Below are 25,402 nucleotides of genomic sequence, written 5' to 3' on the forward strand. Positions count from 1 at the left end.
AGCTACGGCACGGCATCTGGAAGATCAACCCCGGAAGGCTGCGAGGACAGCCGAAGGCTGGAGGAGGGGCCGGTTGCACGCCCGAGCAACGTCACACGAAAAACGGGCACACCTTGCGGCGCGCCCGTTCCCAAACTCAGCAGGCCCCAGCCCAGGCCCTATTCGGACGCCTCTTCTTCCGCCTCAGGCTCGGGTGCTACCGGATCGAAATCTAGCACCCGCACCGCCGTCATGCGGTCCGGCTCTCCGGTCACGGCGCCGTTGCGGCCCCGGCCCCGGCGGATCATGTCGACCACATCCATGCCGTCGACGACCTGACCAAAGACCGTGTACTGCCCGTTCAGATGCGGCGCAGGCTCGAACACGATGAAGAACTGGCTATTGGCCGAATTCGGGCTTTGCGAGCGTGCCATGCCAAGGGTCCCGCGATCAAACGGCAGGTCCGAGAATTCGGCCGGCAGATCGTCGTAGGTCGACCCGCCCCGCCCCGCATAGCGCATGTCCTGGCCGAGGTTGCCGAACTCGACATCCCCGGTCTGGGCCATGAACCGGTCAATCACGCGGTGAAAGACGACATCCTCGTATGCGCCCTCTTCGGCCAGCGTCGTGATCCGCTCCACGTGCAGCGGCGCGACATCCTCGAACAGGTCGATGACAATCGTGCCCTCGGCCTCGCCCGTCACATCAATCTCGATCCCCGTCGCTCCAACCGGCGCCCCAATCGGAGCCGCTGCGAGGAGCGTAGCGAGGAGGGGCGCCCAGACCCGAGCAACGCGAGGGGCCTTAGGCATCCGCCGCCACCTTGACCGAAATCATCATATCAGGGTCCGCGGGCGGCTCGCCCTTGGTGATCGCATCGACATGCTCCATGCCCGAGAGCACGCGGCCATAGACGGTGTATTGCCCGTTCAGGAAATCGTTGTCCTTGAAGTTGATGAAGAACTGGCTGTTGGCCGAGTTCGGGTTGGACGACCGCGCCGCGCCCAGTGTCCCGCGCGAGTGGGGCAGTTTGGAGAATTCCGCCGGCAGATCCGGCTTGTCGGACCCGCCCGTGCCCGCGCGGCGCAGATCACCGCCGTCTTTCTTTCCGTGCTGCACGTCGCCGGTCTGCGCCATGAAACCGTCGATCACGCGGTGAAACACCACGCCGTCATAGGCACCGGCGCGCGCCAGCTCTTTCATCCGCGCGGTATGCTGGGGGGCCACGTCAGCCAGCAGCTCGATGGTCACGGTGCCGTCCTTCAGCTCGATCAGAACAGTGTTTTCGGGGTCTTTGATGTCGGCCATGTCGGCACTCCTAGGGATTATCGGGATAAGTTCGGGCGCTAGATGGACCTAGCGCGGGTATTTCTCAAGTAGGGCCGTGTTGACCCGGGGCGTCACGAAGGACGACACGTCGCCGCCCAATCGCGCGATTTCCTTGACCAGTTTGGACGCAATCGCCTGATGCTCGGCTTCGGCCATCAGGAACACGGTAGTGATGCTGTCGTCGAGCTTACGGTTCATGCCAACCATCTGAAACTCATACTCAAAATCGGCCACGGCGCGCAGGCCGCGAATGATCATCTCGGCGCCCACATCGCGGGCACAATCGATCAGCAGGTTCTCGAAGGGGTGGGCCACGATCTCGGTGCCGAACTGCTCGGTCATCTTGGCGCATTCCGCCTCAACCATCGCCACGCGCTCTTCGAGGGTGAAAAGCGGCCCCTTGTCGCGGTTGATCGCCACGCCGATCACCAGCCGGTCGACCAACCGGCAGGCCCGCTTGATGATATCCACATGACCCAGCGTAATCGGGTCGAAGGTTCCCGGATACAATCCCGTGCGCATGCGCACCTCCCTCTCCATTCGGGCCTCTCCATTCGGGGGGACGAAACACGAATGCCCGGGGGGTTGCAACCAAGTCGGCGGGCGGATCGTTTGGGCGTTGCGGCTCAGAAGCCCTTGATCATGCCCTCAAGCGCCTCTTTCTCCATCGCCAGTTCCGCCAGCTGCGCCTTGACCACATCGCCAATGGAGATCAGGCCAACCATCGCCGCTCCCTCCATCACCGGCATGTGGCGAAACCGCCCCTCGGTCATTTTCCCCAGCACGGAATCGATGGTCTCATCGCGGGTGGCCGAGATGATCTCGGAGGTCATCAGGCTTTCCACCGGGTCCGCCAGGCACCCCGGCCCGCCGCTGCCGATGGCGCGCACGATGTCGCGCTCGGACAGGATCCCCGCCATGTCGGTCCCTTTTGAGGACACGACCAGCGCGCCGATGCGCTTGGAAGACAAGACCTTGGCCGCGTCGCCCACGCTAGAGCCGGGCGCGATCGTGACGACCTCCGCCTCCGCTTTGTCCTTCAGGATCTGTTGCACGAGCATGGCGGGCCTCCTTCACATTCACGTTATGCCCGCCAACGTCGTCCCTTGGCGGGCGACCTGTCAAGCGCGACGCACGGCGGCGAGGCCTTCCAGCCGCGCAATCTCGCCGCGCAACCCGTCGCGCAGTAGCCCCGTGATCCGCCCCAACCGCGCATCCCGGGGGCCTGCGTGGGTGGTCAGCCAAAAGGTCCGCGTCAGCGAGACCTCGCCCGGCAGAACCCGCCGCAGTTCCGGCGCCGTGGGCAGCGCGAAGTCGTGGACCACCGCCAACCCGCCGCCCGCCCGCGCCATCTGCAACTGCACCGAGACCGAAGTGGAGGCCAGCGGCACACGGGACACATCCAGCGCCGAGAGGTAATCCAACTCCGCATCGAAGATCATATCGGGGATATAGCCGATCATCCGCATGTCTTTGAGATCCTTCAGGGATTTCGGCGCGCCATGGGCTGTGAGGTACTCCTGCGACGCGGCAAGGGATAGCTTGTAGTCGCTCAGCCTTTCCCCGTGCAGCCGGTCCGTCTTGGGTCTGCTGACGGTGATCGCCACATCCGCCTCGCGCCGCGACAGGTTCACGATGCGCGGCAAGGCCAGGATCTGCAGGTCCAGATCCGGGTGCGCCTCGGCGATGCGCGCGCAGACCTGGGGCAGAAGATACGTGGCACAGCCGTCCGGCGCGCCGATGCGGATGGTGCCCGACAGCTGCTCGGACGAGCCGGTCAGCGCGCCCATGCCGCGCGACAAGGCCGCCTCGGCCTCCTCCGCATGGGACAAAAGGCGCAGGCCCGCTTCCGTCAATTGGTAACCCTGGGGCGATTTCAGGAACAGGGCCGCCCCCGCCGCCGCCTCCAACCGCGCGATCCGCCGCGCGATGGTGGCCGGGTCCAGCCGCAAAGCGCCGCGCGCCGCCGTTAACGTCTCGGATCGAGCGGTGGCCAGGAAGACGCGCAGGTCATCCCAGTTCATTTTTCAGCCAATTCATCCCATACGCTCATTTTTGCAAAATGACCCTGCGAACCTGTCCCTTTTCCCAACACAAATGCAAGGCTATGGTCCGCGCAAACCTGGAACCTTGGGAGAGAGCCACATGCAACAGATCGGTCACTGGATTAACGGCAAACACGTCGCGGGCACGTCGGGCCGCACGCAGGACGTCTGGAACCCCGCCACGGGCGAGGTTCAGGCCAAGGTGGCGCTCGCCTCCACAGCAGAACTCGACGCCGCCGTGGCCGATGCCGCGAAAGCCCAGGTAGCTTGGGCCGCCACCAACCCCCAACGCCGCGCGCGGGTGATGATGGCCTTCGTCAGCCTGCTGCACCGCGATATGGACAAACTGGCCGAGGCGCTCAGCCGCGAGCACGGCAAGACGATCCCCGACGCCAAGGGCGACGTGCAGCGCGGCCTGGAAGTCGTGGAATTCTGCATCGGCGCACCGCATCACCTGAAGGGTGAATTCACCGACGCCGCCGGCCCCGGCATCGACATGTACTCCATGCGCCAGCCCGTGGGCGTGGCCGCTGGCATCACGCCCTTCAACTTTCCGGCAATGATCCCACTGTGGAAGATGGCCCCTGCCCTTGTCTGCGGCAACGCCTTCATCCTGAAACCGTCCGAGCGGGACCCCTCCGTCCCGATGATGCTGGCCGAACTTATGCAAGAAGCGGGCCTGCCCGATGGCGTCTTGCAGGTGATCAACGGCGACAAGGAAAGCGTCGATGCGATCCTGGATAACGAGACGATCGCCGCCGTGGGCTTCGTCGGCTCCACCCCGATCGCCGAATACATCTACGGACGCGGCTGTTCCAACGGCAAGCGCGTACAGTGCTTCGGCGGCGCCAAGAACCACATGATCATCATGCCCGACGCCGATATGGACCAGGCCGCCGACGCTTTGGTCGGTGCCGGTTACGGTGCCGCAGGCGAGCGCTGCATGGCGATCTCCGTCGCCGTGCCGGTGGGCGAGGAAACCGCGGATCGCCTGATCGAGAAGCTGGTGCCGAAGATCGAGGCCCTGAAGGTCGGGCCCTATACGTCCGGCGAGGATGTGGACTACGGCCCCGTCGTCACGCCGATGGCGAAGGAGAACATCCTGCGCCTCGTGCAAACCGGCGTGGACCAAGGGGCGGAGCTGGTCGTGGATGGCCGCGATTTCAGCCTGCAGGGCTATGAGGACGGCTTCTTCGTCGGCCCGCATTTGTTCGACCGCGTGACGCCGGATATGGACATCTACAAGCAAGAAATCTTCGGCCCGGTCCTGTCGACCGTGCGCGCGGGCTCTTACGAGGAAGCGCTGAAACTGGCGATGGACAATGAGTACGGCAACGGCACCGCGATCTTCACCCGCGACGGCGACGCGGCGCGGGATTTCGCCTCCCGCGTGAATGTCGGCATGGTCGGCATCAACGTCCCGATCCCGGTGCCGCTGGCCTACCATACGTTTGGCGGCTGGAAGAAATCGGCCTTCGGGGACCTGAACCAGCACGGGCCGGACGCGTTCCGCTTCTACACGAAGACGAAAACCGTCACCTCGCGCTGGCCCTCGGGCATCAAGGAAGGCGGCGAGTTCACGATCCCCGTCATGGAGTGATCCGAGGCGTCCTCCGCCACTCTATCGCAGCTTGCTCAAGCTTGAGCAGGGAGGTTAACAGATTGTTTTTGCTCCACAAAGGCAATTCTGTTAACCTTCTGTTAACCCCGCGCGGGCTGACGACGCATGGCCCTGATGTCGGCGAGAACGTCCGGGCCCGTCTATCCACGGCCTCCGCCGGGAGCGATGGCAGCTCTGCGGGACTCTGTTGCCGTTCCTGAATTGGCTGTCGGTGTCCGCTTTCAACAACAACTCGGCTATCTACCGATCATGCTTCGTAATACCGCAATTCTTTTTGCGAGTGATGCCTCCGGCCTCCCCAGGAACTTTTCGATGGTGCTATCGTCTAGCGCGCTCAAATTCCGAGTTTCGATTAAGAAGCCAAGTGCAGCAAAGGCAACATTGGCCGACTTATCGAGGAGCGCGCTTCTGACGACTTTTAGGGTATAGGCTTGTAGTTCAATCTTTCGTTCCCGAACCTTGCCTTCTTCTTTCCAGATGTACTTTCCGTAAAGTATAACTCTAGACGCGATCAAACGCCGGTACGAGCACTTTGCTTTTTCTGCGATCTCTGGAAGCAACTCATCGTAGAAGCCGGTTTGGAGGATGATGTGCAAGATTTGGTTGTCAGCGCGATCTGAGTCGCCAAAGACGAGAATTCTGCGTAGCGCGTCCTTCACATTTGGGTACGAGATGAGAGCCTCTACTGTGTTCCTTTCGGGCTGCGCCATTCGACCAAACCTATTTTCGTCAAGTAGCAAACCCATTGAGCCTGCTATCATGTAATGCAGTCCACCATTTGGTCCGCCGTCGTTTTTCATCAGCCTTTCAATGGCTTTGACAGATGCCGCGCGCACTTGAGGCACCCAATCGTTAAGTCGCAATACGATCATCGCCAAGCCGATGGTCGGACCTAAGCCGTGTACATGTGCCAAACCGAGCTCTCGGGCGTAACCAGAGCGAGAGGTAGTAAACGCTAGAGCCGCCATGCTGTCAGCGGCGCATACATGTGCGATTTCTTTGTTGGCGAATCCAAACTCTGTGTGTCTCGCAGTATCGTCGACAACCAAGCCCAACTTTCGATCAAGCGCGGAAACGGTTGCTATACTCTCGTGGCCAAGTGCAATTCCAACGCTATTCCGTTCATCCACCAACCTAAGCTTCGTACGACGAGGAACCGTTGAGAAAACGCTGTCGAACAGCACTCTCCAACGCGGTCTCCGCAGGGCTATGACTGCATTCTGAAACAGCACCTGCAAATGGCTCGCGATAACATCGAGCGGTTTGCGTCCGCGTCCGAAAACAAAAAATGTCGGGCCGCCATACTCGTGATTCAGCATTTGAATTTCTTCTCCAAGCGAGACTAAAAAAAGTTCATCACACACGGAGATGCGCTGCAATACTCGTCGCCAAAGCGGACCTTCGCACAGAGCGCAGCATCAGTCGAAGAGGGCTCAAACCTGACATCCGGCGGCGCGGCGGGAAAAACGACCTCGGATGACGCCTTTGCGGGACATAGCTGCCGTCGCGCGCCGGTCATTCCTTTTGCCGCTCTGCGACGGAGGTGCTAGTTTCCTCCCCCTTCCCGGTCTGAGCGGTGTTGCAAACCAACGCTCAACTTGCGGAGCAAACGCGCCAATTCTGTTGCTTCGTCGCCCTCCAGGATGCCGCCGATCAGGGCTTTGTTGACCTGGACCAGTTGCTCGACGATTTTTTCTACCAACCTGGCGCCTTTGGGTGTCAGGCGCACAAGGCGGCTTCGGCCATCGTCGGGGTTATCGACCCGCTCGATCAGACCCAGGTCCGTCAAGCCGTGCATCATCTTCGTCATCCCGCCGGACGTCACCTGTGCGGCCTGGTACAATTGCGTGGGGGACAGGATGAAGTCCGGCGCGGCGGAGCGGAGGGCGGAGAGCGCCAGGAATTGCGACCAGCTTACGCCGTGGCTTTCGACAATGCGGTGGTCGTTGTCCCAGATGTAGTTTCGGCACCGGAACAGCCCGGGCACGATCCGCGCCTCGGCGGGGCGGTCCTTTGGCCAACTGGGTTCGTTTGGGTCACTCACGCGGCGCTCCGATCTATGGCCCAAAACCTAATGCTTGCGCGGCGGGTTGTCAGGCGGGATTTCTGCAACTATCTTTCTGGAAAGATAGATTCGTTCAAGCAGGAAGACGCGATGTTCAAACCCCTTTCCCTCACTGTCATGGTGTTCATGGCGACTGCCGGCCTGGCCCAGGCCGATGTGGCCGCCAATCGTCAGCTTGTGCTCGATATGCTGGAGTACGTGTTTGCCGCGCGGGATCCTGACGCCGTTCAGACCTATTTCACCGAAGACTATATTCAGCGAAACCCGATGCTTCCGTCCGGCTCGGCGACGATTGAGGCGTTTCTGTCGCGTCCCGTTGACCCCGATGCCCCTGTCCCGCCCCCGACAGAGCTGCATCGGATCTTCGGCGAAGGTGATTTGGTCGCAACCCATTCAACCTATTACAATTTCGGCCCCACGCCGATGGTGGCCTTCGACGTGTTCCGGATCGAAGGCGGCCGGATTGCCGAGCATTGGGACAACCTTACGCCCCTGCGATCCGAGCCCAATCCGGCCGGGCGCACGCAAGTTGACGGCGCGACAGAGGTTACTGATCTGGACCAGACGCAGGCCAACCGAGAGTTGGTACTGGACCTGGTTGAACGGATGTTCATCGGCGGGGAGCGTGTCGACGTCACGCAGTACATCAACCCGACGCTCTATCTGCAACACAACCCCGATGCGGGCGATGGCTTGCAGGGGTTGCAGGACCTGATGGCGCAGAATGCGGCCAGCGGTATGGCGATGCAGTATCGCGACGTTGGCCTTGTGGTGGCGGAAGGGAATTTCGTGCTGACGGGCGCGGAGGGGACCATGGGAGACCAGCCGACGGCGTTCTACGACCTTTGGCGTTTGGACGACGGGTTGATCGTGGAGCATTGGGACGTCATCGCGCCGATCCCCACCGAGAACCTGCCTGAAGGCTATCCCGGAAAATTCTGAGTGTTTTCAACTAGTGCAGCGAGGCTACCTGATGTCTGACGCCCCCTATCCCAAGTGGATTTACTACTACCTTTGGTTCGTGACGTTCGTGTCCGTGGTCTTTGCCGTTGTGATCTACACCAATCCGGCGGCGATGTGGGGGCATTGGGCGGCCTCGGACGCCGAGGGTGCTTTCGATCTGGCGGGGCCTGCGGGATTGTTTTGTGCCCGCAACCTCGGCACCGCCGCGATGGGCGCCTATGCCCTGTTGCACAAGTCGCGCCCGATGATGGAGAGCTTTCTGGTGTTCCGTATTGTCGTCGACTTTCTGGACGGCACCCATGCCGTGATCGGGGGCAATACGCCGATCATCATCATTGGATTTGGAACAGCCGCCCTACAGGCGTACATGCTTGTGAAACTGCGCCAGTATCGAGGGCGGCAACCGAGCTGATCTCCGCCGCAGAGACAGAGTAGCCACGATTTGGCCGGGACGCGAAAAAAAGCCCCTCGGCGGGAGGTCCGAGGGGCAAGTCCAACAGGGAGGGTCGTGGGGGAATGGGGTTAGCGGCTCCAGGGGGTGCCGGAGGGCGCGACGTTCAGCGGCACATCGCCGGGGCTGGTGATGCCGTCGACCTGGGCGGTCAGGTTACTGGCCACGCGCGGCGTGTCGGCGTTGGCGGCGGCGCCGAAAACGAAAGAGGCGAGGACGGCGAGGGTCAGGATGGAGCGGATGAGCATGGCGGTGTTTCCTCTGATGCGTTGATCCAGATGTACCGTCTCGGGCGGGGGGCTGCGATTGCGGGAAACCCTACCCTCGGGGGCTCTTGGGGGCAGGAAAGCCTTACCCTGCTGGATAAGGCCCTCCCTGCCCCGGTGCGTTGATCAGGCCGCGTTGACGGTGACCTCCAGCCCGAAGGACATTCCGGCAGGCGCCGTGTGGGGCCGCACCAGGGCTTGCACCAGGCTGGCGGAAGAGCCGCGCAGGGTGGAGCCGGCGGACAGCGCGGCCATGATCATCGCGGCCACGCCCGCGCCTTGGTACTGGTCACCGCCGATGACGGCGGAGGCATCAGCCTCCAACGCGCCGTCGACGCGGAAGCGGGCATGGGCACCACCCGCCGAGACGCCGTTGAGCGTCCATTCCGTGCGGTGCGTGTCGGTGCCGTTGTAGCCGTTGTAGACAACGCCAAAGCGGTCCCCAGCCGCGGCCCCCATGACGCGGGACACGGCGGCGGGGCCGAATTGAGCGCGCACATCGGGGCCAGTCGTGAAGGCCATGTTGACCAACCCGTTGCCGCCCGCGCCGAAACCGGGAATATCGAGAGTGCCGGAGGAGGTCAGGCCATTGGCCTCAATGAGGGTGGAGCCCGTGGCGCCCGCCAGGGCGGGCAGTGCGGACAGCGAGATCAGCGCCGGGGCGGCGAGAAGCGAGGTGGAGAGAAAGCTGCGACGGTTCATAATGAGTTTCCTTAAATGAGTTCGGTTCAAAAATGTGCCCCGCAACATCGGGGCCGGTGAGGCGAACCTGACATCACCACGCGGCCCGCGCGATTGCGGGAAACCGGACCGACGGAAAACGCGGCGTGCTGCGTGAAGGGGGCGAACCCGGCCAATTCCCTTGCAAAATCCGCCCGCTCCGGCACAGGCTGGGGAACGGGCGGGAGGATTGGATGGCTCAGGCATTCTCGGATCAGCACTTCACCTTGGGGATCGAGGAGGAATACCTTCTTGTCGATCTGGAGACCTTCGACCTGGCCAAGGCGCCCGATGATCTGATGGCGGCCTGCGCGGACAAACTGTCATCCCAGGTCTCGCCGGAATTTCTGCAGTGCCAGATCGAGGTCGGCACCGGCGTCTGCGCCACGATTGCCGACGCGCGCGCCGACCTGAAAAACCTGCGCCGCACGGTGGCGGAATGTGCGGCGGGCTTTGGCCTGTCGCCGATCGCCGTATCTTGCCACCCCTTCGCCGACTGGAAGGACCAGAGCCACACCAACAAGGATCGCTACAACCAATTGGCCCGCGATCTGGGCGGCGTGGTGGAGCGGATGTTGATTTGCGGTGCCCATTGCCATGTCGGCCTGCCGTCGGAGAATGACCGCGTGGATATCATGCGGCAGATGACCTACTTCCTGCCGCATCTGCTGGCGCTTTCGACCTCTTCGCCGTTCTGGCAGGGGCGCGACACGGGGCTGGCGAGCTACCGGCTGACGGTCTTCGACAACCTGCCCCGCACCGGGCTGCCGCCGGAATTCACCTCGTTTGACGAGTTCCGGCGCACGGTCGATCTGCTGGTGGATCTTGGGATGATTGAGGACAGCTCAAAAATCTGGTGGGACCTGCGGCCCTCGGCCAATTTCCCGACGCTGGAGACGCGGATCTGCGATGTCTCGCCCCGGCTGGAGGATCAACTGTCGCTGTCGGCCTTGATCCAATGCCTGACCCGGATGCTGATGCGGCTGCGCGCCACGAACCAGCGCTGGCGGGTCTATGACCGGTTCCTGATCAACGAGAACCGCTGGCGCGCGCAGCGCTACGGTGTGGGCGAAGGGTTGATCGATTATGGGCGCGGCGCGGTGGTGCCTTTGCCGGAGTTGGTGGACGAGTTGATTGAATTGACGGCGGAAGATGCCGAGGCTTTGGGCTGTGTGGAAGAGGTGCAGCGCCTGCGCGGTCTTGCCACCGAGACCAGCGCGGACCGGCAACGCAAGGTCTACGGCGGCACCCGCGCGGCAGGCGGGTCGCACCAGGCGGCCATGCGCGGCGTGGTGGAACATTTGATCGAGGACTTCCATGCTGATCTTTAGCCCCATGTCGCGGGCGTCGTGATGTACCGCGCCGCCGCCCTCATCATTGCCGTTATCGCGGCCCTTCATCTTTATATTGCGTGGTTCGAGATCTTTGCCTGGACGACGCGGGGACCCGTCGTTTTTTCAACCTTCCCCCCGGAATTGTTCGAGCAGACGACCGCGATGGCCGCCAATCAGGGGCTTTACAACGCCTTCCTGTCGGCCGGGCTGATCTGGTCCTTGCTGATCCGCGACGCGCGCTGGCGGATCAATGTGGGGGCCTGCTTCCTGCTTTTCGTGGCGGTTGCCGGGATCTTCGGCGCCTTCACGGTCTCGTCCCGGATCATGGCGGTCCAGACCGGGCCCGCCGTTCTTGGGTTGGTCTTCCTGTTCCTTGCAAAACGCCGGGCGTGAGCTTGCAATAGTCCTGCAACACTCGATAATTAAACGAGCGTTCAATTCTGCACCGGAGGCGACCATGGATTTTCAGCTGAGCGAAGAGGCCACGGCCATCTATGACATGGCGCGCGCCTTTGGCGAGGCCGAGATCGCGCCCCATGCCCAGGCCTGGGAGCGGGAGGGGAGCATCCCGAAAGCGCTTTGGCCGAAGCTGGCGGAATTGGGGTTTGCGGGGCTTTATGTGTCGGAAGAAAACGGCGGCTCGGGCCTCTCGCGGTTGGAGGCGACGCTGGTCTTCGAGGCCCTGTCGGAGGCCTGCGCCTCGGTCGCGGCGTTCCTGTCGATCCACAACATGTGCGCCAAGATGATCGAGAATTTCGGCTCGGACGCGCTGCGCGCGCGCTTCCTGCCGCCTGCGTTGAGCATGGAAACGGTGTTCTCCTACTGCCTGACGGAGCCCGGATCAGGCTCGGACGCGGCGGCGTTGAAGAGCCGGGCAATGCGCAGCAATGAGGGTTATGTGCTGTCGGGCACCAAGGCATTCATCTCGGGCGGCGGCTATTCCGACGCCTATATCGTGATGTGCCGCACCGGGGAGGAGGGCCCGCGCGGGATCTCGGCCATGGTGGTGGAAGACGGCGCGCCAGGCCTGTCGTTTGGCGGGCTGGAGGACAAGATGGGCTGGCGGTCCCAACCCACCCGCGCGGTGCAGATGGACGATTGCGCGGTGCCTGCGGGGAACCTTCTGGGCGAGGAGGGGCGCGGGTTTCGGTATGCCATGGCGGGGCTCGACGGCGGGCGGTTGAACATCGCCGCCTGCTCGCTTGGCGCGGCCTCGGCAGCGCTGCGCGGCACCTTGGCCTACATGGGCGAGCGCAAAGCCTTCGGGCAGTCGATTGATCAATTCCAAGCGCTGCAGTTCCGCTTGGCGGATATGGAGATTGAGCTCGAGGCCGCGCGCGTGTTCCTGCGGCAGGCGGCCTGGAAGCTGGACGAAGGCGCGCCGGATGCCACCAAGGCTTGTGCGATGGCGAAGAAGTTCTGCACCGAAGCGGGATCGCGGATTGCGGACCAATGTTTGCAGCTCCATGGCGGATACGGGTATCTGGCGGATTACGGGGTGGAAAAGATCGTGCGCGATCTGCGGGTGCATCAGATCCTGGAGGGGACCAATGAGATCATGCGGATGATCGTGGCCCGCCAGATGCTGGCGGATCGGGGATAAATTCGACCGCAGGCGCCGGTGGCGCGGGTGGGATTGAGTTGTATTTGGCAAGATGAAGGGGGGAGCCAGCGTGGGCGGTGACATTGATATTCGCGTTGAGGCGCGGGCGGGGCGGATTACGCTGAACCGGCCCCAGACGCTGAATGCGGTGACCTATCAGATGTGTCTGGCGATTGAAGCGGCGCTGGATGATTGGGCCGAGGACGGGGCCGTGGACCTGGTGATGATCGACGCCGTGGGGGAGCGCGCGTTTTGTGCCGGTGGCGACATTCAGGAGATGTATGACACCGGGACGGCGGGCGATTTCGACTATGGGCGCCGGTTTTGGGCCGATGAATATCGGATGAACGCCAAGATGTTTGCCTTCCCCAAGCCCGTGGTGACGTTTCTGCAGGGCTTCACGATGGGCGGCGGTGTGGGCGTGGGCTGCCACGGCTCGCACCGGATCGTGTGCGAAAGCTCTGCCATCGCGATGCCGGAGTGCGGGATCGGGTTGGTGCCCGATGTCGGCGGCTCCTTGCTGCTGGCACGCGCGCCGGGGCGGCTGGGGGAATACCTGGGCATGACCGCCGCGCGGATGGGGCCCGGCGATGCGATCCTGGCGGAATTTGCGGATTACTATGTGCCGGAGGCGCGTTGGGACGCGTTGAAGGCGGAGCTGCTGAGCGGCGATTGGGAGGCCGTGGACCGGGCGGCGGAAGCGCCACCGGAGAGTGCGCTGGCGCAAAAGCGCGCGGCGGTTGATCATCTGTTCGGCGGTGAAGGCCTGCGCGATGTGCTGGTCGACCTGGCCCATGCGCCCGAGGAGATGGCGGATTTCGTGGCCGAGGCGCGCAAGATGATGGGGCGGAACTCACCCCTCGCGATGGCCTGCGCCATCGAGTTGGTCCATCGCGCGCGGGGCCGTGACGATATCGAACATGCGCTGCGCAATGAGTATCGGTTCACGGCGCGGTCGATGGAGCATGGGGATTTCCTGGAGGGGATCCGCGCGGCGATCATCGACAAGGACCGCAAGCCGAAGTGGAAGCACGCGGCCCCCGGGGATGTGACGGCGGTGGAAGTGGCAGGGATGCTGAAGCCCCTGGGCCCGGATGAATGGAGGATGAGTTGATGCGGATTGGATTTATCGGGCTGGGAAACATGGGCGCGCCGATGGCGGCCAATCTGGCGCAAGCGGGCCATGAGGTGGTGGGGTTTGACACGGTCGCGGGCGCGCCGGAGGGTGTGACGCGGATGGGCTCGGCGGCCGAGGCTGCGGCAGGCGCCGATGTGGTGATCACCATGTTGCCCAATGGCGCGATCCTGCGGGCGGTGGCGGCGGAGGTGATCCCGGCGATGGCCCCTGGCGCTGTGCTGGTAGATTGCTCCACCGTCGAGGTGGATGCCGCGCGCGAGGTGGCGGGTTTGGCCGAGGCCGCAGGCCTGGGATGGCTGGACGCGCCTGTTTCGGGCGGCGTTGGTGGCGCGGCGGGCGGCACGCTGACCTTCATGGTGGGCGGCGGCGCGGAGGCGTTTGCGCGGGTGACGCCGCTGTTCGAGATCATGGGGCAGAAGGCGGTGCTGTGTGGGCCTGCGGGCAATGGACAGGCGGCGAAGATCTGCAACAACATGATCCTGGGCGTCACGATGATCGCCACCTGCGAGGCCTTTGCGCTGGCCGACAAACTGGGCCTCGCGCGGCAGAGCATGTTTGACGTGGTCTCCACCTCCTCGGGCTATAGCTGGACGATGAACGCCTATTGCCCGGCGCCGGGGGTGGGGCCGCAAAGCCCGGCGGACAACGATTATCAGCCCGGTTTCGCGGCGGAACTGATGTTGAAGGATCTGGGCCTGGCCCAGGCGGCCGCTGAGGCGGCGGATGCGGACACGCCGATGGGCGCGGCGGCGCTGGCGCTTTACCGGCAGTTCGTGGAGGACGAAGACGGGATGGGCCGGGATTTCTCGGCCATGTTGCCTCGGTTTGAAACGCGCGGGCGCGGCTGAGGCCTTACGCCAGTTGCGGCAGCACCTTGTCGAGGCCGGCGTAAGACATCTCCATCCCGTCGGACATGCCTTGGGACATCACCATCGTGCGCGTCGCGGCATCGGGGTATTCGATGCGGGTGACGACACGGGTGGCAGGGCCTGAGGCATCGGGCACGTCTTCAAACACGACGATGTTGGTCGTGGGCTCGCCCATGGCGACGCCGTGGGTGCCTTGATCGAAGGTTTGCCGGTCCTCCAGCCGCGCGCCGATCTCAACCGCCGTATAGGTGCCGGTGAAGCCGAATTCCTGCCCCAACTCGGCATTGCGCCAGCGCCACCGGTAGCTGCCACCGACCTTCACCTCTACCTCGCAGACATGCATCTCCCACCCCGGGGGGCCGAGCAGCCAGCGCTGCAGGATCGCGGGTTCGGTGAAGGCGCGCCAGACCAGCGCGCGCGGCGCGTCAAAGCTGCGGGTGACGATGACGGCGCAATCGCCGTCGAGGGTGACGTCTGAGGGGTCGGGCATCTTAGGGCTCCTCGTTTGGGGGGGTGGGGGATCTCGGGGACTGCATGTCGGCCAGAACGGCATCCAGTCGTTGATAGTTCCCCTCCACCATTGCTTGCATCTGCGCCAGCCACGCGGCCATTTCTGTCAAGGCATCTGCGCGAAGACGGCGCGGGCGGGTCTGGGCCACCACGCGGGTTTCTACCAGCTCAGCCGCTTCCAAAACCTTAAGATGATGCGAAATCGCGGGTTGGGACATCTCGGCCACCGAGGCCAGCTGCTGCACGGTCGCCTCCCCCTGCCCCAAACGGTGCAGGATCTGGCGGCGCGTGGGATCGGCCAGGGCGGCAAAGCGGCGGTCAAGTGCGGACATGGGGCCTCCTGCCGTTATCATATTAGCAGCTCTTTATATAAGTCAATTTCGATGCAGTTGGAAAATGTAAAAAAGATTCACTTACCCCCTTGCCTGACCCGCGCGCCCTCCCATATGAGTTAATGTGATTAACATTTACATTCACCTGACCCGAAACGAGGAGACACCCCAATGACCGCCACACCCGCCCCCACAATCCCCGCCGAGCACCAAAGCTGGTTCTCCAAGGCCGAAAACTGGCTCGACGCCCGCGGCAAGGGCGCGTGGATCGCTGCCATGGTGCTGGGGTTCATCTTCTTCTGGCCCATCGGCCTCGCCCTTCTGGCCTACATGATATGGAGTAAACGCATGTTCAATGGTTCCTGCAAATCCCGCCGTCGCAGCCACGGCCATAACTTCCGCAGCTCGGGCAACACCGCGTTCGACGCCTACAAGGCCGACACGCTCAAGCGCCTGGAAGACGAGCAGGGCGCGTTCGAGGCCTTCCTGCAGCGCCTGCGCGATGCCAAGGACAAGTCGGAATTCGATGCGTTCATGGATGACCGCGCCAAGGCCGCCGAGGCGGATGACGCCAAAGCCTGACACCACGACTGGACCCGCATAAGCGGGTCCGGCTGCTTTTGCCCTCTGCGGGCTTACCACAACCCATTTCAAGGATCAGCGCCATGCCCCTCGACACCGCCCCGCTCAGCCCTGCCCCGCAAGTCCCCGTGGTCGTACAGGTCCTATCGATCATCTTCTATGCGGGCTTTGCGATCTCCGTGTCGATCGTGGCGATGGCGATGTTCGGCATCGTCGGGATCGGTCTGGCGGTTCTGTTTGCCTGGCAATGGACCCGGATCCCGGCCCTGAACGCGGGCGCGCGCCTGGATGCGGCCATCGCAGAGGTGAGCCCCCGAATGCCCCAGGACGCGCAACCCTCCAGCGGCAATCAAAGCTTCGATGCCTACCGCGACGCGCTGATGGCGCGGTTGGAGAAAGAGCAGACCCAGTTCGACGGGTTCCTGACCCGCCTGCGCGACGCCAAGGACAAGCATGAGTTCGACAAGTTCATGGATGACCGCAGCCGCGCCGCCCAACGTGCCGAGGCCTGACGTCCCCGCCCGGCATAGGCCCCGCCGCCCTCCGTCCCCTCCCCCCAGGGACGTGCGGCGGGGCGATTTTCCCCCTTTTCTAAGGCCCCTGAGATCCCCATGTCTTCCACCATGACCCGTTCCCCGCTGCCCGACCCCACCTATGACGCCGCCTATTACGAAGGCGTTCTGCCCAAGCGCCTGTTTGCCTGGGCGATCGACGCGGGCCTGATCTTCACCGCGATGCTGATCCTCAGCATCCTGACGGCGGGCATCGCGTTCTTTCTATGGGTTCCGGTGCATCTGGCGCTGGCGTTCTTCTACCGCTGGAGCACGATCAAGGCGCAATCGGCAACGCTTGGCATGCGGGTGATGAACATCGAGCTGCGCGGACGGACGGGTGCGCGCCTCAGCAGCCAGGAGGCGGCGCTGCACACCGGCAGCTTCCTCTTTGCGGCGACGTTCTTCGTGATCCAGTTGATCTCCATCGGCCTGATGATCGGGCGTCCCCTGAACCGCGGCCTGCATGATGAGCTGGTGGGCTCTGTCATGATCAACCGCCCGACCTGAGCGCGGCGCCCGAGGCCGCCCCGCGCATTAACCCTGCCTGCGGTGCGACACTTGCAGTGGTAACCATGTCCCAGAAAGCTGTTGCCCGCAGCCTTGGACGTGTGCTCTTTTGCAGAGACCACGATCTGGACCCTATTTCATGCGTCATACGCTTCCCATTGCGCCGCAGTTCTATGTGACGGCTCCGCAGGCCTGCCCTTACCTCGATGGCCGGCGCGAGCGGAAGCTGTTTACCGCGTTGCAGGGGGAACAGGCGGAGGCGTTAAACAATTCGCTCAGCAAGCAAGGCTTCCGGCGGTCGCAGAATGTGCTTTACCGCCCGTCCTGCACCGATTGCGCCGCGTGCCTGTCCGCGCGCATCCGGGTGGCGGATTTTGCCCCCAAACGCGGGCACAAGCGGATCGCGAAACGCAATGAGCATCTGTTGCGCCACCCCCGCTCGGCCTGGGCCACGGAGGAGCAATATGCGCTCTTTCGCACCTATCTGGATACCCGCCACGCCGATGGCGGCATGGCCGATATGGATGTGTTCGAGTTTGCCGCGATGATCGAAGAGACGCCGGTCAAGACCCGCGTGATCGAGTACCGCGACCAGCGCGAGGGCGATGACCTGGCCGCGGTGTGCCTGACCGATATCCTCGATGACGGGCTCAGCCTCGTCTATTCGTTCTTTGCGCCCGAGTTGCAGAAGAACTCGCTCGGGACCTACGTGATCCTTGATCACATCGCCTTGGCCCAGGAGGCCGGGCTGCCCTACGTCTACCTCGGGTACTGGGTGCCCGGGTCTGCGAAGATGGGCTACAAGGCCAACTTCCCGGCCCTGGAGGTCTATGTGAACGGCGCCTGGCAGGACATCGGATCGCCGGAGGACTACGACACCCAGACCCATCCCCTGTCGACCGATCCGATTGCGCAGCAGGTGGCTCAGATCACGCTGCCGGACCTGCGGGCCGACAGCGGTCGCGTGGAAAGCGGATTGCCCCAAAGCGACGAGGCCTGATGCGCCTGGCGCTGGTGACGCTTCTTGTCCCGGACTACGACACAGGAATCGCGTTTTTCGTGGGCGGCCTGGGGTGGTCTTTGGTGAGCGACGAGGACCAGGGCCGCAAACGGTGGGTGACGGTGGCGCCGCCAGCGCCCAACCCCTCCTCGGACCCGCGCTTGTCCCAAGCGCAGATCCTCCTCGCAGTTGCCACGAGTGAGACACAGCGCGCAGCCCTGGGGTCGCAGACCGGCGACCGGGTTGGGTTCTTTCTACAGACAGATGATTTCGCCCGCGACGCGGCCCGGATCACCACCGCAGGCGGCACCTTCATCGAAGAGCCCCGCCATGAGCCCTACGGCACCGTCGCCCAATGGCGCGATCCCTGGGGCAACCTGTGGGACCTGATCCAGCCCACCTGATCGCGCCCGCCTGATATCGCCCGGCCAATCAACGCGCGCCGCTCCCCCCTTCATCTTGCCAAATACAACTCCCCCCGGAGGGTCCTCCCCCCTCCACACGCACCGCCCTACAAGAAAGGGGGACCACCCGGCCCCCCTTCCCCACAATCTCTCTGCCTCGCCGCTCAGTTCGGCAGCAGATCCGGGACGATGGTCACGATGCCCGGGAAGAACCACAGGATCGCCAGGCCCAACACCTGGATGCCCACAAACGGCAGCACCCCGCGGTAGATGTGCCCGGTGGTCACCGATTTCGGCGCCACCCCGCGCAGGTAGAAGAGCGCAAATCCGAACGGTGGCGTCAGGAACGACGTCTGCAGGTTCACCGCGATCATGATCGTCACCCATTTGGGGTCCAGCGTGCCGCCGTAGATCACCGGGCCGACGATGGGGATCACGATGTAGATGATCTCCAGGAAGTCGAGCACGAAGCCCAGGACAAACAAGATCGCCATCACCAGAAGGAACACGACCCATTCCTGATCGAATGCGCGCAGGAACTGCTGGATGTAGTGCTCTCCGCCGAAGGCGATCAGCGTCAGGTTCAAGACCTGCGAGCCGATGAGGATGGTGAAGACCATGCTCGTCACCTTCGCCGTCTCGCGCACCACCGGGCCAAGGACAGAGGTCCGCAAGAGCGTCCAGCAGGCGAACAACAGGCCGAAGAAGGCGAAGTGGTAGGCGCCCTGGGTCACGATGTAGGCGATCCAATCGGCGAGCGTCACGGCCTCGCGGCCCATGCGCAGGTCGAAGTTCACACCGACGATGATCATGATGACGACGGCGAAAGCCGCCCCGATGATGATCTTCGCGCCGCGCCGGTCATCGCCAAACTTGCGGTAGGCCGCCAGCATGATCGCGCCGGCCGCGCCCAGGGCGGCGGCGGGCGTGGGGTTGGTGATGCCGCCCAGGATCGAGCCCAGAACCGCGATGATCAGAACCAGCGGCGGGAAGACCACGCGCAGCAGCTCGTTCTGCGCCAGCCGCCCGACGGCGTAGTAGCACCCGTAAGCGGTCAAGAAGAACGGGATCGCCAGGACCATGAAGGTCGCCCCCGGCCCCATCAGCGGGCTGATGAAGGCGATGTCGGCGATGAACGCCAAGACGATGCCAAGGCCCCCAACCAGAAGCGGCACCGGCGAAGACGAGGGCGAGACGCCGCGCGCCAGAACCAGCACCAGCGCCAAGATGGTGAACAGGGCTGCAACGCCGCCACCAATCGGCGGGGTCGCGGCGAGCGCATCGGCCAGGGCCGCTTCCATCTCTTCGGGGGAGCGTTCGTGGGCCTCCTCGCCCCCGGCGCCCGCGTCAATCGCGGCCTGTTCGGCCACGGCGGCATCCCAGGCCTCTTGACCATGCAACTCGATCATGCCCGCCGCACATTGCTCGGACACATTCGTGCGCAGCGACGAGGTCTCGGCCGCATCGGTCCAATCGTTGACCGAAATGTTCTGACCGCCGATCAACCCGCCCGAGGCGCCAAGGCTGACCGCGACGATGATTGCCGCCGGAGCGCCCAGGAACCAGGTCAGCTTCTCATTGCGCGTCGTGGCCTCTCCGGGCGCGGAGCCCATCTGGACCGCGGGCGCCTTGGAGGGGAAGACCAGCGCAAAGCCGAAGGAGTAGGCGGCATAGAGGAACGCCAGGAAGATCCCGGGCAAGAGCGCCGCCTGGAACAGCGTGCCCACCGACAGAACCGCAGGCTCGCCCAGGAAGGTCAGCGCGTCGCGGCAGCCCGCCGCCACCGCGCGGGCCTCTTGCCCCGTGGCATAAAGATCACCGGCCAGCGTGCCGAGCAAAACGATCACGATGGAGGGCGGAATGATCTGCCCCAAGGTGCCGGATGCCGCGATGACGCCCGTTGCCAGCTCGGGCGAGTAGTTGTTGCGCAACATGGTGGGCAGGGCCAACAGACCCATGGTCACCACGGTGGCCCCGACGATCCCGGTGGAGGCGGCAAGAAACGCCCCCACGATCACGATGGACACGGCCAGTCCGCCGGGCAGCGGGCCAAAGACGCGTGCCATGGTGGTCAGCAGATCGTTGGCAATCTTGGAACGCTCCAGCGTGATGCCCATCATCACGAACATCAGAACCGCCAGCAGGATCTCGATCGATTGGCCAGCAATCACACGCTCGTTCATGCGGTTGACGATGAACGACAGGTTGCGATCAAGGGCCGTTTCCCAGCCACCGGGGAACAGGGCCTCTTCATATCGCGGCAGGTCCGGGTATCGGAAGGTTGATATGGTTTCTCGGGGGACGCCGTCGGCAATCAGGGCCAGATAATCCTCTGACCGCACGTCCACGGCCTGGTGGATCAACAGACCCGAGCTGTCCAAGGCGGCGATGATCGCGAAGGAAATCACCCCCGCGCCGCCAATAGCAAAGGCCACCGGAAAGCCTGTCATGATCCCGCCAAAGAGCGTCAGGAACACGATAATCAGGCCAATTTCGACCCCGTCCAATCCAAAGAGCATCTGTACTTGTCCCTATGCTGCGCCAGTTTCTCGGCGTCTTGTCGTGTGGCTCAGGTCGATCCCGAGTGGACGGCGTGCTCGATCTCTTCGGCGTCATCGCCAAGGTAGTCACGGTCCAGATATTTGCCTTCGCTGGCCTCGCCCTCTTTCCATTCCAGGTACGAGCGCCAGAACATCGACCAGGCTTGCAGGAAGACCAGCACGCAGTAGACGACGATCAGCACCTTGAAGAGGAAGTAGGCGTTGAACCCGTTGGGGCTGAAGCCGATGGTCTCCACGTTCCAGCGCATGGCGCGGGCCTGCATGATCATCCGGTCCAGCTCGCTGGAGGCAGAGGGGTTGGGCACCACCAGGTGGCGCCACATGAAGAACCAGGCGTACATGTAGGTCAGTGTGACGACGGGCAGCATGAAGAACATGGCCCCCAACATGTCGAGCACCTTCTTGGTGCGGAACTTCACGGCGGAATAGACAAGGTCCACGCGGACATGGCCGCCCTGGACGAACGTGTAGGTGACGCACATGGTCACGACGATGGCGTTATAAAGCTTCAGCTCTTCCGCCCACCACGACAGGTCTTGCGTGAACACGGTCCCCAGCGGCCCGAGCGAGATGTCCGGCACGCGGAAAATCCGCTGCAGGAAAACGATCATCACCTGTTGCAGGACCATCAGCAGGCCGACCCAGGCGGCGGTGCGCCCGACGGCGTTGGCGAAGGTCTCTTGCGCGCGGACGCAGGCCCAGAGGAACTCGCGCTTGAAAAAGCCCACGACGGTGATCGCGCCGAAGATGAAGAACAGCGCGAAGAACAATTCAACCGAGGCGCCGTAGTAGATGAAGCGGGCCAGGTTCTCGAAATTCGACCAGTTCAACCACGAACCCGCATTGAAAAGCGCGGTGACGATGTTCACCGGGGCCATCACAAGCTCGGTCAAAGCCCAGAGGATCAGGTCTAGCATATTGAGAAACTCCCGCCGAGGCACGCTCGGGATGTGGTGCCACCCAGTCGCAGGAGGCCCGATAGTATCTTAGGGGATGCCCCCGCCCGCATCTGGGCGGGCGGGGGCGGATGCCTTGGAAGCGACGTTTAGCCTGCGTTCACGCGGTTACGCTGACGCTGGTACTCGCCATCGGCGATCTCGTACCAACCGGCAGATTCTGCCTGCGATGCGAAGTAGCTGTTGGCGATGTTGGCATAGATCTCGTCGCCCATGTTCTCTTCGCGCACCTCTGCGGCGGCGGCACCGAAGGCGTCCCAGACGTCCTCGGGGAACTGACGCACCTGCACACCACCGGCCTGCAGACGGGCCAGAGCGGCACCGTTTTCGGCCAGCGACAGCGCGGTGTTCTGGGCGTGGGCTGCCTGGCAAGCCACGTTGCAGATCTGCTGCTGCTGGGGCGTGAGGGATTCCCAGATTTCCAGGTTGAAGCCCATGCACAGCGCCGAACCCGGCTCGTGGAAACCAGCGGCGTAGTAGGTGTTGGTGACTTCCTGGAAGCCCATGCGCTCGTCTGCGTAGGGACCAATCCACTCCGCACCGTCGATCTGGCCCGAGGACAGCGCCTGGTAGATCTCACCACCGGGGATGTTCTGGACCGATGCGCCGAGGCGACCGAGAACCTGACCACCCTGGCCCGGCATCCGGAAGCGCAGACCCTGCAGGTCTTCAGCCGAGTTGATCTCGGTGTTGAACCAGCCGCCGGGCTGCATCGCGGTCATGCCGCACATGATCGGGTAGAGACCGAACAGCGAGGACAGGTCCTGGTGCAGTTCCGCGCCACCGCGGCGGTAGTACCAGTTCGCCAGTTCCTGGCTGGTCATGCCGAAGGGCACGGAGGTGAAGAACGCGAAGGCGGGGTGCTGGTTGAGGAAGTAGTACTCAGCCGAGTGATAGACGTCCGCCTGGCCCGAGGACACAGCGTCAAACACTTCGAACGCGCCCACAAGCGTGCCTGCGGACATTTTGTTGAAGGTCAGCTGACCGTCCGTCATGGCGGCGACGTAGTCGATGGCGAGCTGTGCCGCGTCATCGAAAATCGCGAAACCGTCAGGCACGGACGTCACAAGCGTCAGCTCACGGTTGCCCTGAGCGTAAAGCGGTGCTGCAAGTGTAGTGGACGCGGCGGCTGCTCCGCCAACAGCGGATGTCCGCAAAAAAGAACGACGATCCATAGGTGTATTCCTCCCCGATTTGGATCTTTCCCCAAGCCCCCCTCCTGGGCGCTCGGTGGATTAGAAGTGTGGGCAACTTAGCGAAGGCTTCTCCGTCCGAAAACAGGTTTTCTTGTCTGAACGGGTGTTTTTTGTAAAATTTTCTTACCAATCCGGCCAGTTTGGCGTCGGCTACATCCTTGGGTTGTGGGCCGTTTGCGCTAACGCCTCTTAGGAAAAAGGAAAAATTGTCGCAGATGCCTTGCAAGGGGGCGTTTGCCGCCTCCTTGGGCATCGGTTGCCGCCGTGGCCGCGGATTGGGCGCGTAGCGACGTGCAAGATCGTTTCACGCGAGAAAGGCGTCGACCGACACAATCAAAAGTTGCGCCACTCCCCTGCCCCGCGACAGGAAACTGCGCGGCTGATCGCCGTAGGCCCGCCCCGGTTGGGCGATGATTCTAACCGTGCCACGCTCCGCATCCGTCACGACAAAGGGGCCACGCGTTGACGTGGCCCCCCCATTCATGTCGCCGTGTCAGCGCCCTAGCCGATGGCCGCGCCGTCCTCGCGCCAGACGGCGATCACCGAAGACCGCGCCACGCTGTCGCCGCCGTCGGGCCAGGTGCCGCCGGGGTGCTGGATGCCCACGAAGGCCACCGTGCGGTCGCTGTTCCAGGTCAACCCGGTCACTTCCGACCCGCTGGGGCCGCTGAGGAACCGCGCGATCTCGCCCGTCTCGGGGTGGCCGATGAGCATCTGGTTGTTGCCCATGCCCGTGAACGCGCCCTCATTGCTGTCGTCGCCATCGGTCTGGATCCAGATCAGACCGGTACTGTCCACCTGCATCCCGTCGGGCGAGTTGAACATGTTGCCCTCGGTCACATTGTCCGAGCCCGCATAGAGGCCCAGGCCCACCACCGGGTTGCCCGCCATCACGTAGAGATCCCAGGTGAAGGTGTCGGCCCCATGGTCGGCCCCGTCGGGGCGCCAGCGGACGATCTGGCCATAGCGGTTTTCAGCCCGCGGGTTTGGGGTGCCCGGGGCGGGTTCCGCCGGATCGCCGCCCGCGTTGGTGAAGCCCGCCGCCCGGCGCGAGTTGTTGGTCAGGCAGCAGTAGGCCTCGGGCAGGGTGGACGAGACGGCGATCCATTCCGGGCGGTCCATCGTCGTGGCCCCCACGCTCGATCCCGCCATGCGGGTGTGGATCGCGATCATGGCGGCGTCCATGCCGGTGGCTTCCGGCGTCAGCGCACGCCATTCGCCGGTGCCGTCGTCGCTGAAGTGGGCCGCGTAAAGCGTGCCGTCGTCCAGCAAGCCCTCGGTCGGCCCGCCGTCCGTATAGGTGCCGTTCGACACGTATTTGTACATGAACTCACCGCGTTCATCATCGCCCATATAGACGACGATCCGCCCATCCTCGGCCCGCGTCATGGCCGCGTTCTCGTGCTTGAAACGGCCCAGGGCGGTGCGCTTGACGGGGGTCGAGGTCGGATCGGCGGGGTCGATCTCGACGATATAACCAAAGCGATGCGCTTCGTTCGGCTCCTGGCTGATGTCATAGCGCGCGTGGTACAGCTCGTAGGCGTAGCGGCTGTCGTGGTTGATGCCGTAACGGTCAAAGCCCTCGGGCAGTTCCAACTCAGGATCGGTCGAGCCGAAGTAGCCGTTAAAGTTCTCTTCGCAGGTCATATAGGTGCCCCACAGCGTCCTGCCGGAGCCACAGTTGTTCATCGTGCCCAACACCTGCGTGCCGGTCGGATCCGCCGAGGTCTGGAGCAGCGGGTGCCCGGCTGCGGGCCCGGCAATCTCCATCGGCGTGTTGTGGTGAATGCGGCGGTTGAACGGGCTGTCGACCACAACCTCGTAGCCGTCGCCCCCCATGGCCACTTCCATCACCGTGACGCCCTGAAGGTTCATCAGCGTCATCACGTCATCCTCGGTCGGCGTTTCGCGGTCCGGGATGTTGATGGCGGGGTTCACGTATTCATGGTTGACGGCGATCACCTCGGCGTCGCCGATGCGGAACAGGTCCATCCCGTCGGTGTTCTCGCCAAAGATCAGGTCAGAGCCCTCGACACCGTGGCCATTGTCAAACGTGGGCGCGCCCGAGAACAGCGGATCGCCCCAGCGCGCAACGGTGCGCCAGGTGTAGCCCTCGGGCACATGGACGGCGTTGTCGGTGAAGGTGGGAATCGGCGTGAAGGGGAAGTCCGTGACGCCGTCGGCGATGGCCGTCGTGCCGCGCAGCAGGGCGGTGCCCATCACCGCCGCGCCCGAGCCCAGTGCCACGAGAGAGCCCAGAACCCCGCGGCGCGTCATCGCCGTTTCGACCACCCGGTCAAAGTCCGTCACCTCCGGGGCGGGGCGCACGCGCTCATCCCAGTCGTCCCAGCTCATGTCGCCGCGATCAATCGTCTTGGTATCGATGTCTTTCATCTCGATTTCCTAGCTTTGCAGAT

At 63.6% G+C, this 25,402-nt stretch carries 28 protein-coding genes; 13 read left to right on the forward strand and 15 right to left on the reverse strand.

Translation table 11 applies throughout. From position 1 onward, the window contains the following. Positions 1 to 158: 158 nt before the first annotated feature. The 5 genes from AC6I9R_RS13990 to AC6I9R_RS14010 all read right to left on the reverse strand — a co-directional run bounded on the left by AC6I9R_RS13990 (position 159) and on the right by AC6I9R_RS14010 (position 3,332). Positions 159 to 791, reverse strand: a complete 633-nt coding sequence (locus AC6I9R_RS13990) for a peptidylprolyl isomerase (protein WP_461426179.1) — start codon at positions 789 to 791, stop codon at positions 159 to 161. Next, positions 784 to 1,287, reverse strand: coding sequence for a peptidylprolyl isomerase (locus tag AC6I9R_RS13995; protein ID WP_461426180.1), 504 nt, complete (start codon positions 1,285 to 1,287; stop codon positions 784 to 786). Before AC6I9R_RS13995 ends, AC6I9R_RS13990 begins: the two co-directional genes overlap by 8 nt. Before the next feature lie 48 nt (positions 1,288 to 1,335). Beyond that, positions 1,336 to 1,830 carry a pantetheine-phosphate adenylyltransferase gene (gene coaD, locus AC6I9R_RS14000; RefSeq protein WP_461426181.1) on the reverse strand — a complete coding sequence of 165 codons (495 nt, stop codon included), beginning with the start codon at positions 1,828 to 1,830 and terminating at the stop codon, positions 1,336 to 1,338. 104 nt (positions 1,831 to 1,934) lie between these two features. Beyond that, positions 1,935 to 2,369: a CBS domain-containing protein gene (locus tag AC6I9R_RS14005; protein ID WP_461426182.1), complete on the reverse strand. Its 435-nt coding sequence runs from the start codon at positions 2,367 to 2,369 to the stop codon at positions 1,935 to 1,937. A gap of 60 nt (positions 2,370 to 2,429) precedes the next feature. Further along, on the reverse strand, positions 2,430 to 3,332 hold the full coding sequence (locus AC6I9R_RS14010; RefSeq protein WP_461426183.1) for a LysR family transcriptional regulator: 903 nt from the start codon (positions 3,330 to 3,332) through the stop codon (positions 2,430 to 2,432). 121 nt (positions 3,333 to 3,453) lie between these two features. Between AC6I9R_RS14010 and AC6I9R_RS14015 the strand changes: the two genes are divergently transcribed. After that, entirely contained in the window at positions 3,454 to 4,953 is a 1,500-nt protein-coding gene (locus tag AC6I9R_RS14015; protein ID WP_461426184.1) for a CoA-acylating methylmalonate-semialdehyde dehydrogenase, read from the forward strand. Between the two features lie 257 nt (positions 4,954 to 5,210). Here the strand turns inward: AC6I9R_RS14015 and AC6I9R_RS14020 are convergent, their stop codons facing one another. Next, positions 5,211 to 6,338: a hypothetical protein gene (locus AC6I9R_RS14020; protein ID WP_461426185.1), complete on the reverse strand. Its 1,128-nt coding sequence runs from the start codon at positions 6,336 to 6,338 to the stop codon at positions 5,211 to 5,213. 182 nt (positions 6,339 to 6,520) lie between these two features. Beyond that, positions 6,521 to 7,018 carry a MarR family winged helix-turn-helix transcriptional regulator gene (locus tag AC6I9R_RS14025; RefSeq protein ID WP_461426186.1) on the reverse strand — a complete coding sequence of 166 codons (498 nt, stop codon included), beginning with the start codon at positions 7,016 to 7,018 and terminating at the stop codon, positions 6,521 to 6,523. 111 nt (positions 7,019 to 7,129) lie between these two features. On the opposite strand from AC6I9R_RS14025, the gene AC6I9R_RS14030 reads away from it, so the two are divergent. Both AC6I9R_RS14030 and AC6I9R_RS14035 read left to right on the forward strand, forming a co-directional pair. After that, positions 7,130 to 7,981, forward strand: a complete 852-nt coding sequence (locus AC6I9R_RS14030; RefSeq protein WP_461426187.1) for a nuclear transport factor 2 family protein — start codon at positions 7,130 to 7,132, stop codon at positions 7,979 to 7,981. 31 nt (positions 7,982 to 8,012) lie between these two features. Next, the gene (locus AC6I9R_RS14035; RefSeq protein WP_461426188.1) at positions 8,013 to 8,414 is read left to right on the forward strand and encodes a hypothetical protein; all 402 of its coding nucleotides are present in this window, start codon (positions 8,013 to 8,015) and stop codon (positions 8,412 to 8,414) included. A gap of 110 nt (positions 8,415 to 8,524) precedes the next feature. On the opposite strand, the gene AC6I9R_RS14040 is transcribed toward AC6I9R_RS14035, so the two are convergent. Beyond that, positions 8,525 to 8,701: a hypothetical protein gene (locus AC6I9R_RS14040; RefSeq protein WP_461426189.1), complete on the reverse strand. Its 177-nt coding sequence runs from the start codon at positions 8,699 to 8,701 to the stop codon at positions 8,525 to 8,527. A gap of 144 nt (positions 8,702 to 8,845) precedes the next feature. After that, positions 8,846 to 9,421: a hypothetical protein gene (locus AC6I9R_RS14045; RefSeq protein ID WP_461426190.1), complete on the reverse strand. Its 576-nt coding sequence runs from the start codon at positions 9,419 to 9,421 to the stop codon at positions 8,846 to 8,848. A 212-nt stretch (positions 9,422 to 9,633) separates the two neighbouring features. Between AC6I9R_RS14045 and AC6I9R_RS14050 the strand changes: the two genes are divergently transcribed. The 5 genes from AC6I9R_RS14050 to mmsB all read left to right on the forward strand — a co-directional run bounded on the left by AC6I9R_RS14050 (position 9,634) and on the right by mmsB (position 14,362). Further along, positions 9,634 to 10,770: a carboxylate-amine ligase gene (locus tag AC6I9R_RS14050; RefSeq protein WP_461426191.1), complete on the forward strand. Its 1,137-nt coding sequence runs from the start codon at positions 9,634 to 9,636 to the stop codon at positions 10,768 to 10,770. A 21-nt stretch (positions 10,771 to 10,791) separates the two neighbouring features. Next, positions 10,792 to 11,166: a DUF1304 domain-containing protein gene (locus AC6I9R_RS14055; RefSeq protein ID WP_461426192.1), complete on the forward strand. Its 375-nt coding sequence runs from the start codon at positions 10,792 to 10,794 to the stop codon at positions 11,164 to 11,166. 64 nt (positions 11,167 to 11,230) lie between these two features. Continuing rightward, positions 11,231 to 12,376 carry an acyl-CoA dehydrogenase family protein gene (locus AC6I9R_RS14060; protein ID WP_461426193.1) on the forward strand — a complete coding sequence of 382 codons (1,146 nt, stop codon included), beginning with the start codon at positions 11,231 to 11,233 and terminating at the stop codon, positions 12,374 to 12,376. 70 nt (positions 12,377 to 12,446) lie between these two features. Then, the gene (locus AC6I9R_RS14065; protein ID WP_461426194.1) at positions 12,447 to 13,490 is read left to right on the forward strand and encodes an enoyl-CoA hydratase/isomerase family protein; all 1,044 of its coding nucleotides are present in this window, start codon (positions 12,447 to 12,449) and stop codon (positions 13,488 to 13,490) included. After that, positions 13,490 to 14,362, forward strand: a complete 873-nt coding sequence (gene mmsB / locus AC6I9R_RS14070) for a 3-hydroxyisobutyrate dehydrogenase (protein ID WP_461426195.1) — start codon at positions 13,490 to 13,492, stop codon at positions 14,360 to 14,362. The genes AC6I9R_RS14065 and mmsB overlap by 1 nt, the downstream gene beginning before the upstream one ends. 4 nt (positions 14,363 to 14,366) lie before the next feature. On the opposite strand, the gene AC6I9R_RS14075 is transcribed toward mmsB, so the two are convergent. Next, a complete protein-coding gene (locus AC6I9R_RS14075; protein ID WP_461426196.1) occupies positions 14,367 to 14,873 on the reverse strand; it encodes an SRPBCC domain-containing protein in 507 nt (168 codons plus the stop codon). Position 14,874: 1 nt separating this feature from the next. Beyond that, a complete protein-coding gene (locus AC6I9R_RS14080) occupies positions 14,875 to 15,225 on the reverse strand; it encodes an ArsR/SmtB family transcription factor (protein WP_461426197.1) in 351 nt (116 codons plus the stop codon). A 171-nt stretch (positions 15,226 to 15,396) separates the two neighbouring features. Between AC6I9R_RS14080 and AC6I9R_RS14085 the strand changes: the two genes are divergently transcribed. The 5 genes from AC6I9R_RS14085 (at position 15,397) to AC6I9R_RS14105 (ending at position 18,272) form a co-directional block, all read left to right on the forward strand. After that, positions 15,397 to 15,807 carry a DUF2852 domain-containing protein gene (locus AC6I9R_RS14085; protein ID WP_461426198.1) on the forward strand — a complete coding sequence of 137 codons (411 nt, stop codon included), beginning with the start codon at positions 15,397 to 15,399 and terminating at the stop codon, positions 15,805 to 15,807. Positions 15,808 to 15,890: 83 nt separating this feature from the next. Then, positions 15,891 to 16,319, forward strand: a complete 429-nt coding sequence (locus AC6I9R_RS14090; RefSeq protein WP_461426199.1) for a DUF2852 domain-containing protein — start codon at positions 15,891 to 15,893, stop codon at positions 16,317 to 16,319. A 111-nt stretch (positions 16,320 to 16,430) separates the two neighbouring features. Beyond that, the gene (locus AC6I9R_RS14095; RefSeq protein WP_461426200.1) at positions 16,431 to 16,868 is read left to right on the forward strand and encodes an RDD family protein; all 438 of its coding nucleotides are present in this window, start codon (positions 16,431 to 16,433) and stop codon (positions 16,866 to 16,868) included. Positions 16,869 to 17,007: 139 nt separating this feature from the next. Continuing rightward, positions 17,008 to 17,868 carry an arginyltransferase gene (locus AC6I9R_RS14100; RefSeq protein ID WP_461426201.1) on the forward strand — a complete coding sequence of 287 codons (861 nt, stop codon included), beginning with the start codon at positions 17,008 to 17,010 and terminating at the stop codon, positions 17,866 to 17,868. Beyond that, entirely contained in the window at positions 17,868 to 18,272 is a 405-nt protein-coding gene (locus tag AC6I9R_RS14105) for a VOC family protein (protein ID WP_461426202.1), read from the forward strand. The genes AC6I9R_RS14100 and AC6I9R_RS14105 overlap by 1 nt, the downstream gene beginning before the upstream one ends. A gap of 164 nt (positions 18,273 to 18,436) precedes the next feature. Here the strand turns inward: AC6I9R_RS14105 and AC6I9R_RS14110 are convergent, their stop codons facing one another. From AC6I9R_RS14110 to AC6I9R_RS14125, 4 genes are all read right to left on the reverse strand, one after another. Further along, positions 18,437 to 20,791, reverse strand: a complete 2,355-nt coding sequence (locus tag AC6I9R_RS14110) for a TRAP transporter large permease (RefSeq protein WP_461426203.1) — start codon at positions 20,789 to 20,791, stop codon at positions 18,437 to 18,439. Between the two features lie 50 nt (positions 20,792 to 20,841). Next, entirely contained in the window at positions 20,842 to 21,750 is a 909-nt protein-coding gene (locus AC6I9R_RS14115) for a TRAP transporter small permease subunit (protein WP_461426204.1), read from the reverse strand. Between the two features lie 128 nt (positions 21,751 to 21,878). Beyond that, complete coding sequence (locus AC6I9R_RS14120; RefSeq protein ID WP_461426205.1) at positions 21,879 to 22,964, reverse strand: TRAP transporter substrate-binding protein; 1,086 nt, start codon at positions 22,962 to 22,964, stop codon at positions 21,879 to 21,881. Between the two features lie 522 nt (positions 22,965 to 23,486). Beyond that, on the reverse strand, positions 23,487 to 25,379 hold the full coding sequence (locus AC6I9R_RS14125; RefSeq protein WP_461426206.1) for a PhoX family protein: 1,893 nt from the start codon (positions 25,377 to 25,379) through the stop codon (positions 23,487 to 23,489). Positions 25,380 to 25,402 lie beyond the last annotated feature (23 nt).

The sequence above is a fragment of the Gymnodinialimonas sp. genome (assembly GCF_059726805.1).

Coding starts and splice junctions, on each gene's coding strand:
- AC6I9R_RS13990 (WP_461426179.1), bottom strand. CDS start 791: ATGCCTAAGGCCCCTCGCGTTGCTCGGGTCTGGGCGCCCCTCCTCGCT.
- AC6I9R_RS13995 (WP_461426180.1), bottom strand. CDS start 1,287: ATGGCCGACATCAAAGACCCCGAAAACACTGTTCTGATCGAGCTGAAG.
- coaD (WP_461426181.1), bottom strand. CDS start 1,830: ATGCGCACGGGATTGTATCCGGGAACCTTCGACCCGATTACGCTGGGT.
- AC6I9R_RS14005 (WP_461426182.1), bottom strand. CDS start 2,369: ATGCTCGTGCAACAGATCCTGAAGGACAAAGCGGAGGCGGAGGTCGTC.
- AC6I9R_RS14010 (WP_461426183.1), bottom strand. CDS start 3,332: ATGAACTGGGATGACCTGCGCGTCTTCCTGGCCACCGCTCGATCCGAG.
- AC6I9R_RS14015 (WP_461426184.1), top strand. CDS start 3,454: ATGCAACAGATCGGTCACTGGATTAACGGCAAACACGTCGCGGGCACG.
- AC6I9R_RS14030 (WP_461426187.1), top strand. CDS start 7,130: ATGTTCAAACCCCTTTCCCTCACTGTCATGGTGTTCATGGCGACTGCC.
- AC6I9R_RS14035 (WP_461426188.1), top strand. CDS start 8,013: ATGTCTGACGCCCCCTATCCCAAGTGGATTTACTACTACCTTTGGTTC.
- AC6I9R_RS14040 (WP_461426189.1), bottom strand. CDS start 8,701: ATGCTCATCCGCTCCATCCTGACCCTCGCCGTCCTCGCCTCTTTCGTT.
- AC6I9R_RS14045 (WP_461426190.1), bottom strand. CDS start 9,421: ATGAACCGTCGCAGCTTTCTCTCCACCTCGCTTCTCGCCGCCCCGGCG.
- AC6I9R_RS14050 (WP_461426191.1), top strand. CDS start 9,634: ATGGCTCAGGCATTCTCGGATCAGCACTTCACCTTGGGGATCGAGGAG.
- AC6I9R_RS14055 (WP_461426192.1), top strand. CDS start 10,792: ATGTACCGCGCCGCCGCCCTCATCATTGCCGTTATCGCGGCCCTTCAT.
- AC6I9R_RS14060 (WP_461426193.1), top strand. CDS start 11,231: ATGGATTTTCAGCTGAGCGAAGAGGCCACGGCCATCTATGACATGGCG.
- mmsB (WP_461426195.1), top strand. CDS start 13,490: ATGCGGATTGGATTTATCGGGCTGGGAAACATGGGCGCGCCGATGGCG.
- AC6I9R_RS14075 (WP_461426196.1), bottom strand. CDS start 14,873: ATGCCCGACCCCTCAGACGTCACCCTCGACGGCGATTGCGCCGTCATC.
- AC6I9R_RS14080 (WP_461426197.1), bottom strand. CDS start 15,225: ATGTCCGCACTTGACCGCCGCTTTGCCGCCCTGGCCGATCCCACGCGC.
- AC6I9R_RS14085 (WP_461426198.1), top strand. CDS start 15,397: ATGACCGCCACACCCGCCCCCACAATCCCCGCCGAGCACCAAAGCTGG.
- AC6I9R_RS14090 (WP_461426199.1), top strand. CDS start 15,891: ATGCCCCTCGACACCGCCCCGCTCAGCCCTGCCCCGCAAGTCCCCGTG.
- AC6I9R_RS14095 (WP_461426200.1), top strand. CDS start 16,431: ATGACCCGTTCCCCGCTGCCCGACCCCACCTATGACGCCGCCTATTAC.
- AC6I9R_RS14100 (WP_461426201.1), top strand. CDS start 17,008: ATGCGTCATACGCTTCCCATTGCGCCGCAGTTCTATGTGACGGCTCCG.
- AC6I9R_RS14105 (WP_461426202.1), top strand. CDS start 17,868: ATGCGCCTGGCGCTGGTGACGCTTCTTGTCCCGGACTACGACACAGGA.
- AC6I9R_RS14110 (WP_461426203.1), bottom strand. CDS start 20,791: ATGCTCTTTGGATTGGACGGGGTCGAAATTGGCCTGATTATCGTGTTC.
- AC6I9R_RS14115 (WP_461426204.1), bottom strand. CDS start 21,750: ATGCTAGACCTGATCCTCTGGGCTTTGACCGAGCTTGTGATGGCCCCG.
- AC6I9R_RS14120 (WP_461426205.1), bottom strand. CDS start 22,964: ATGGATCGTCGTTCTTTTTTGCGGACATCCGCTGTTGGCGGAGCAGCC.
- AC6I9R_RS14125 (WP_461426206.1), bottom strand. CDS start 25,379: ATGAAAGACATCGATACCAAGACGATTGATCGCGGCGACATGAGCTGG.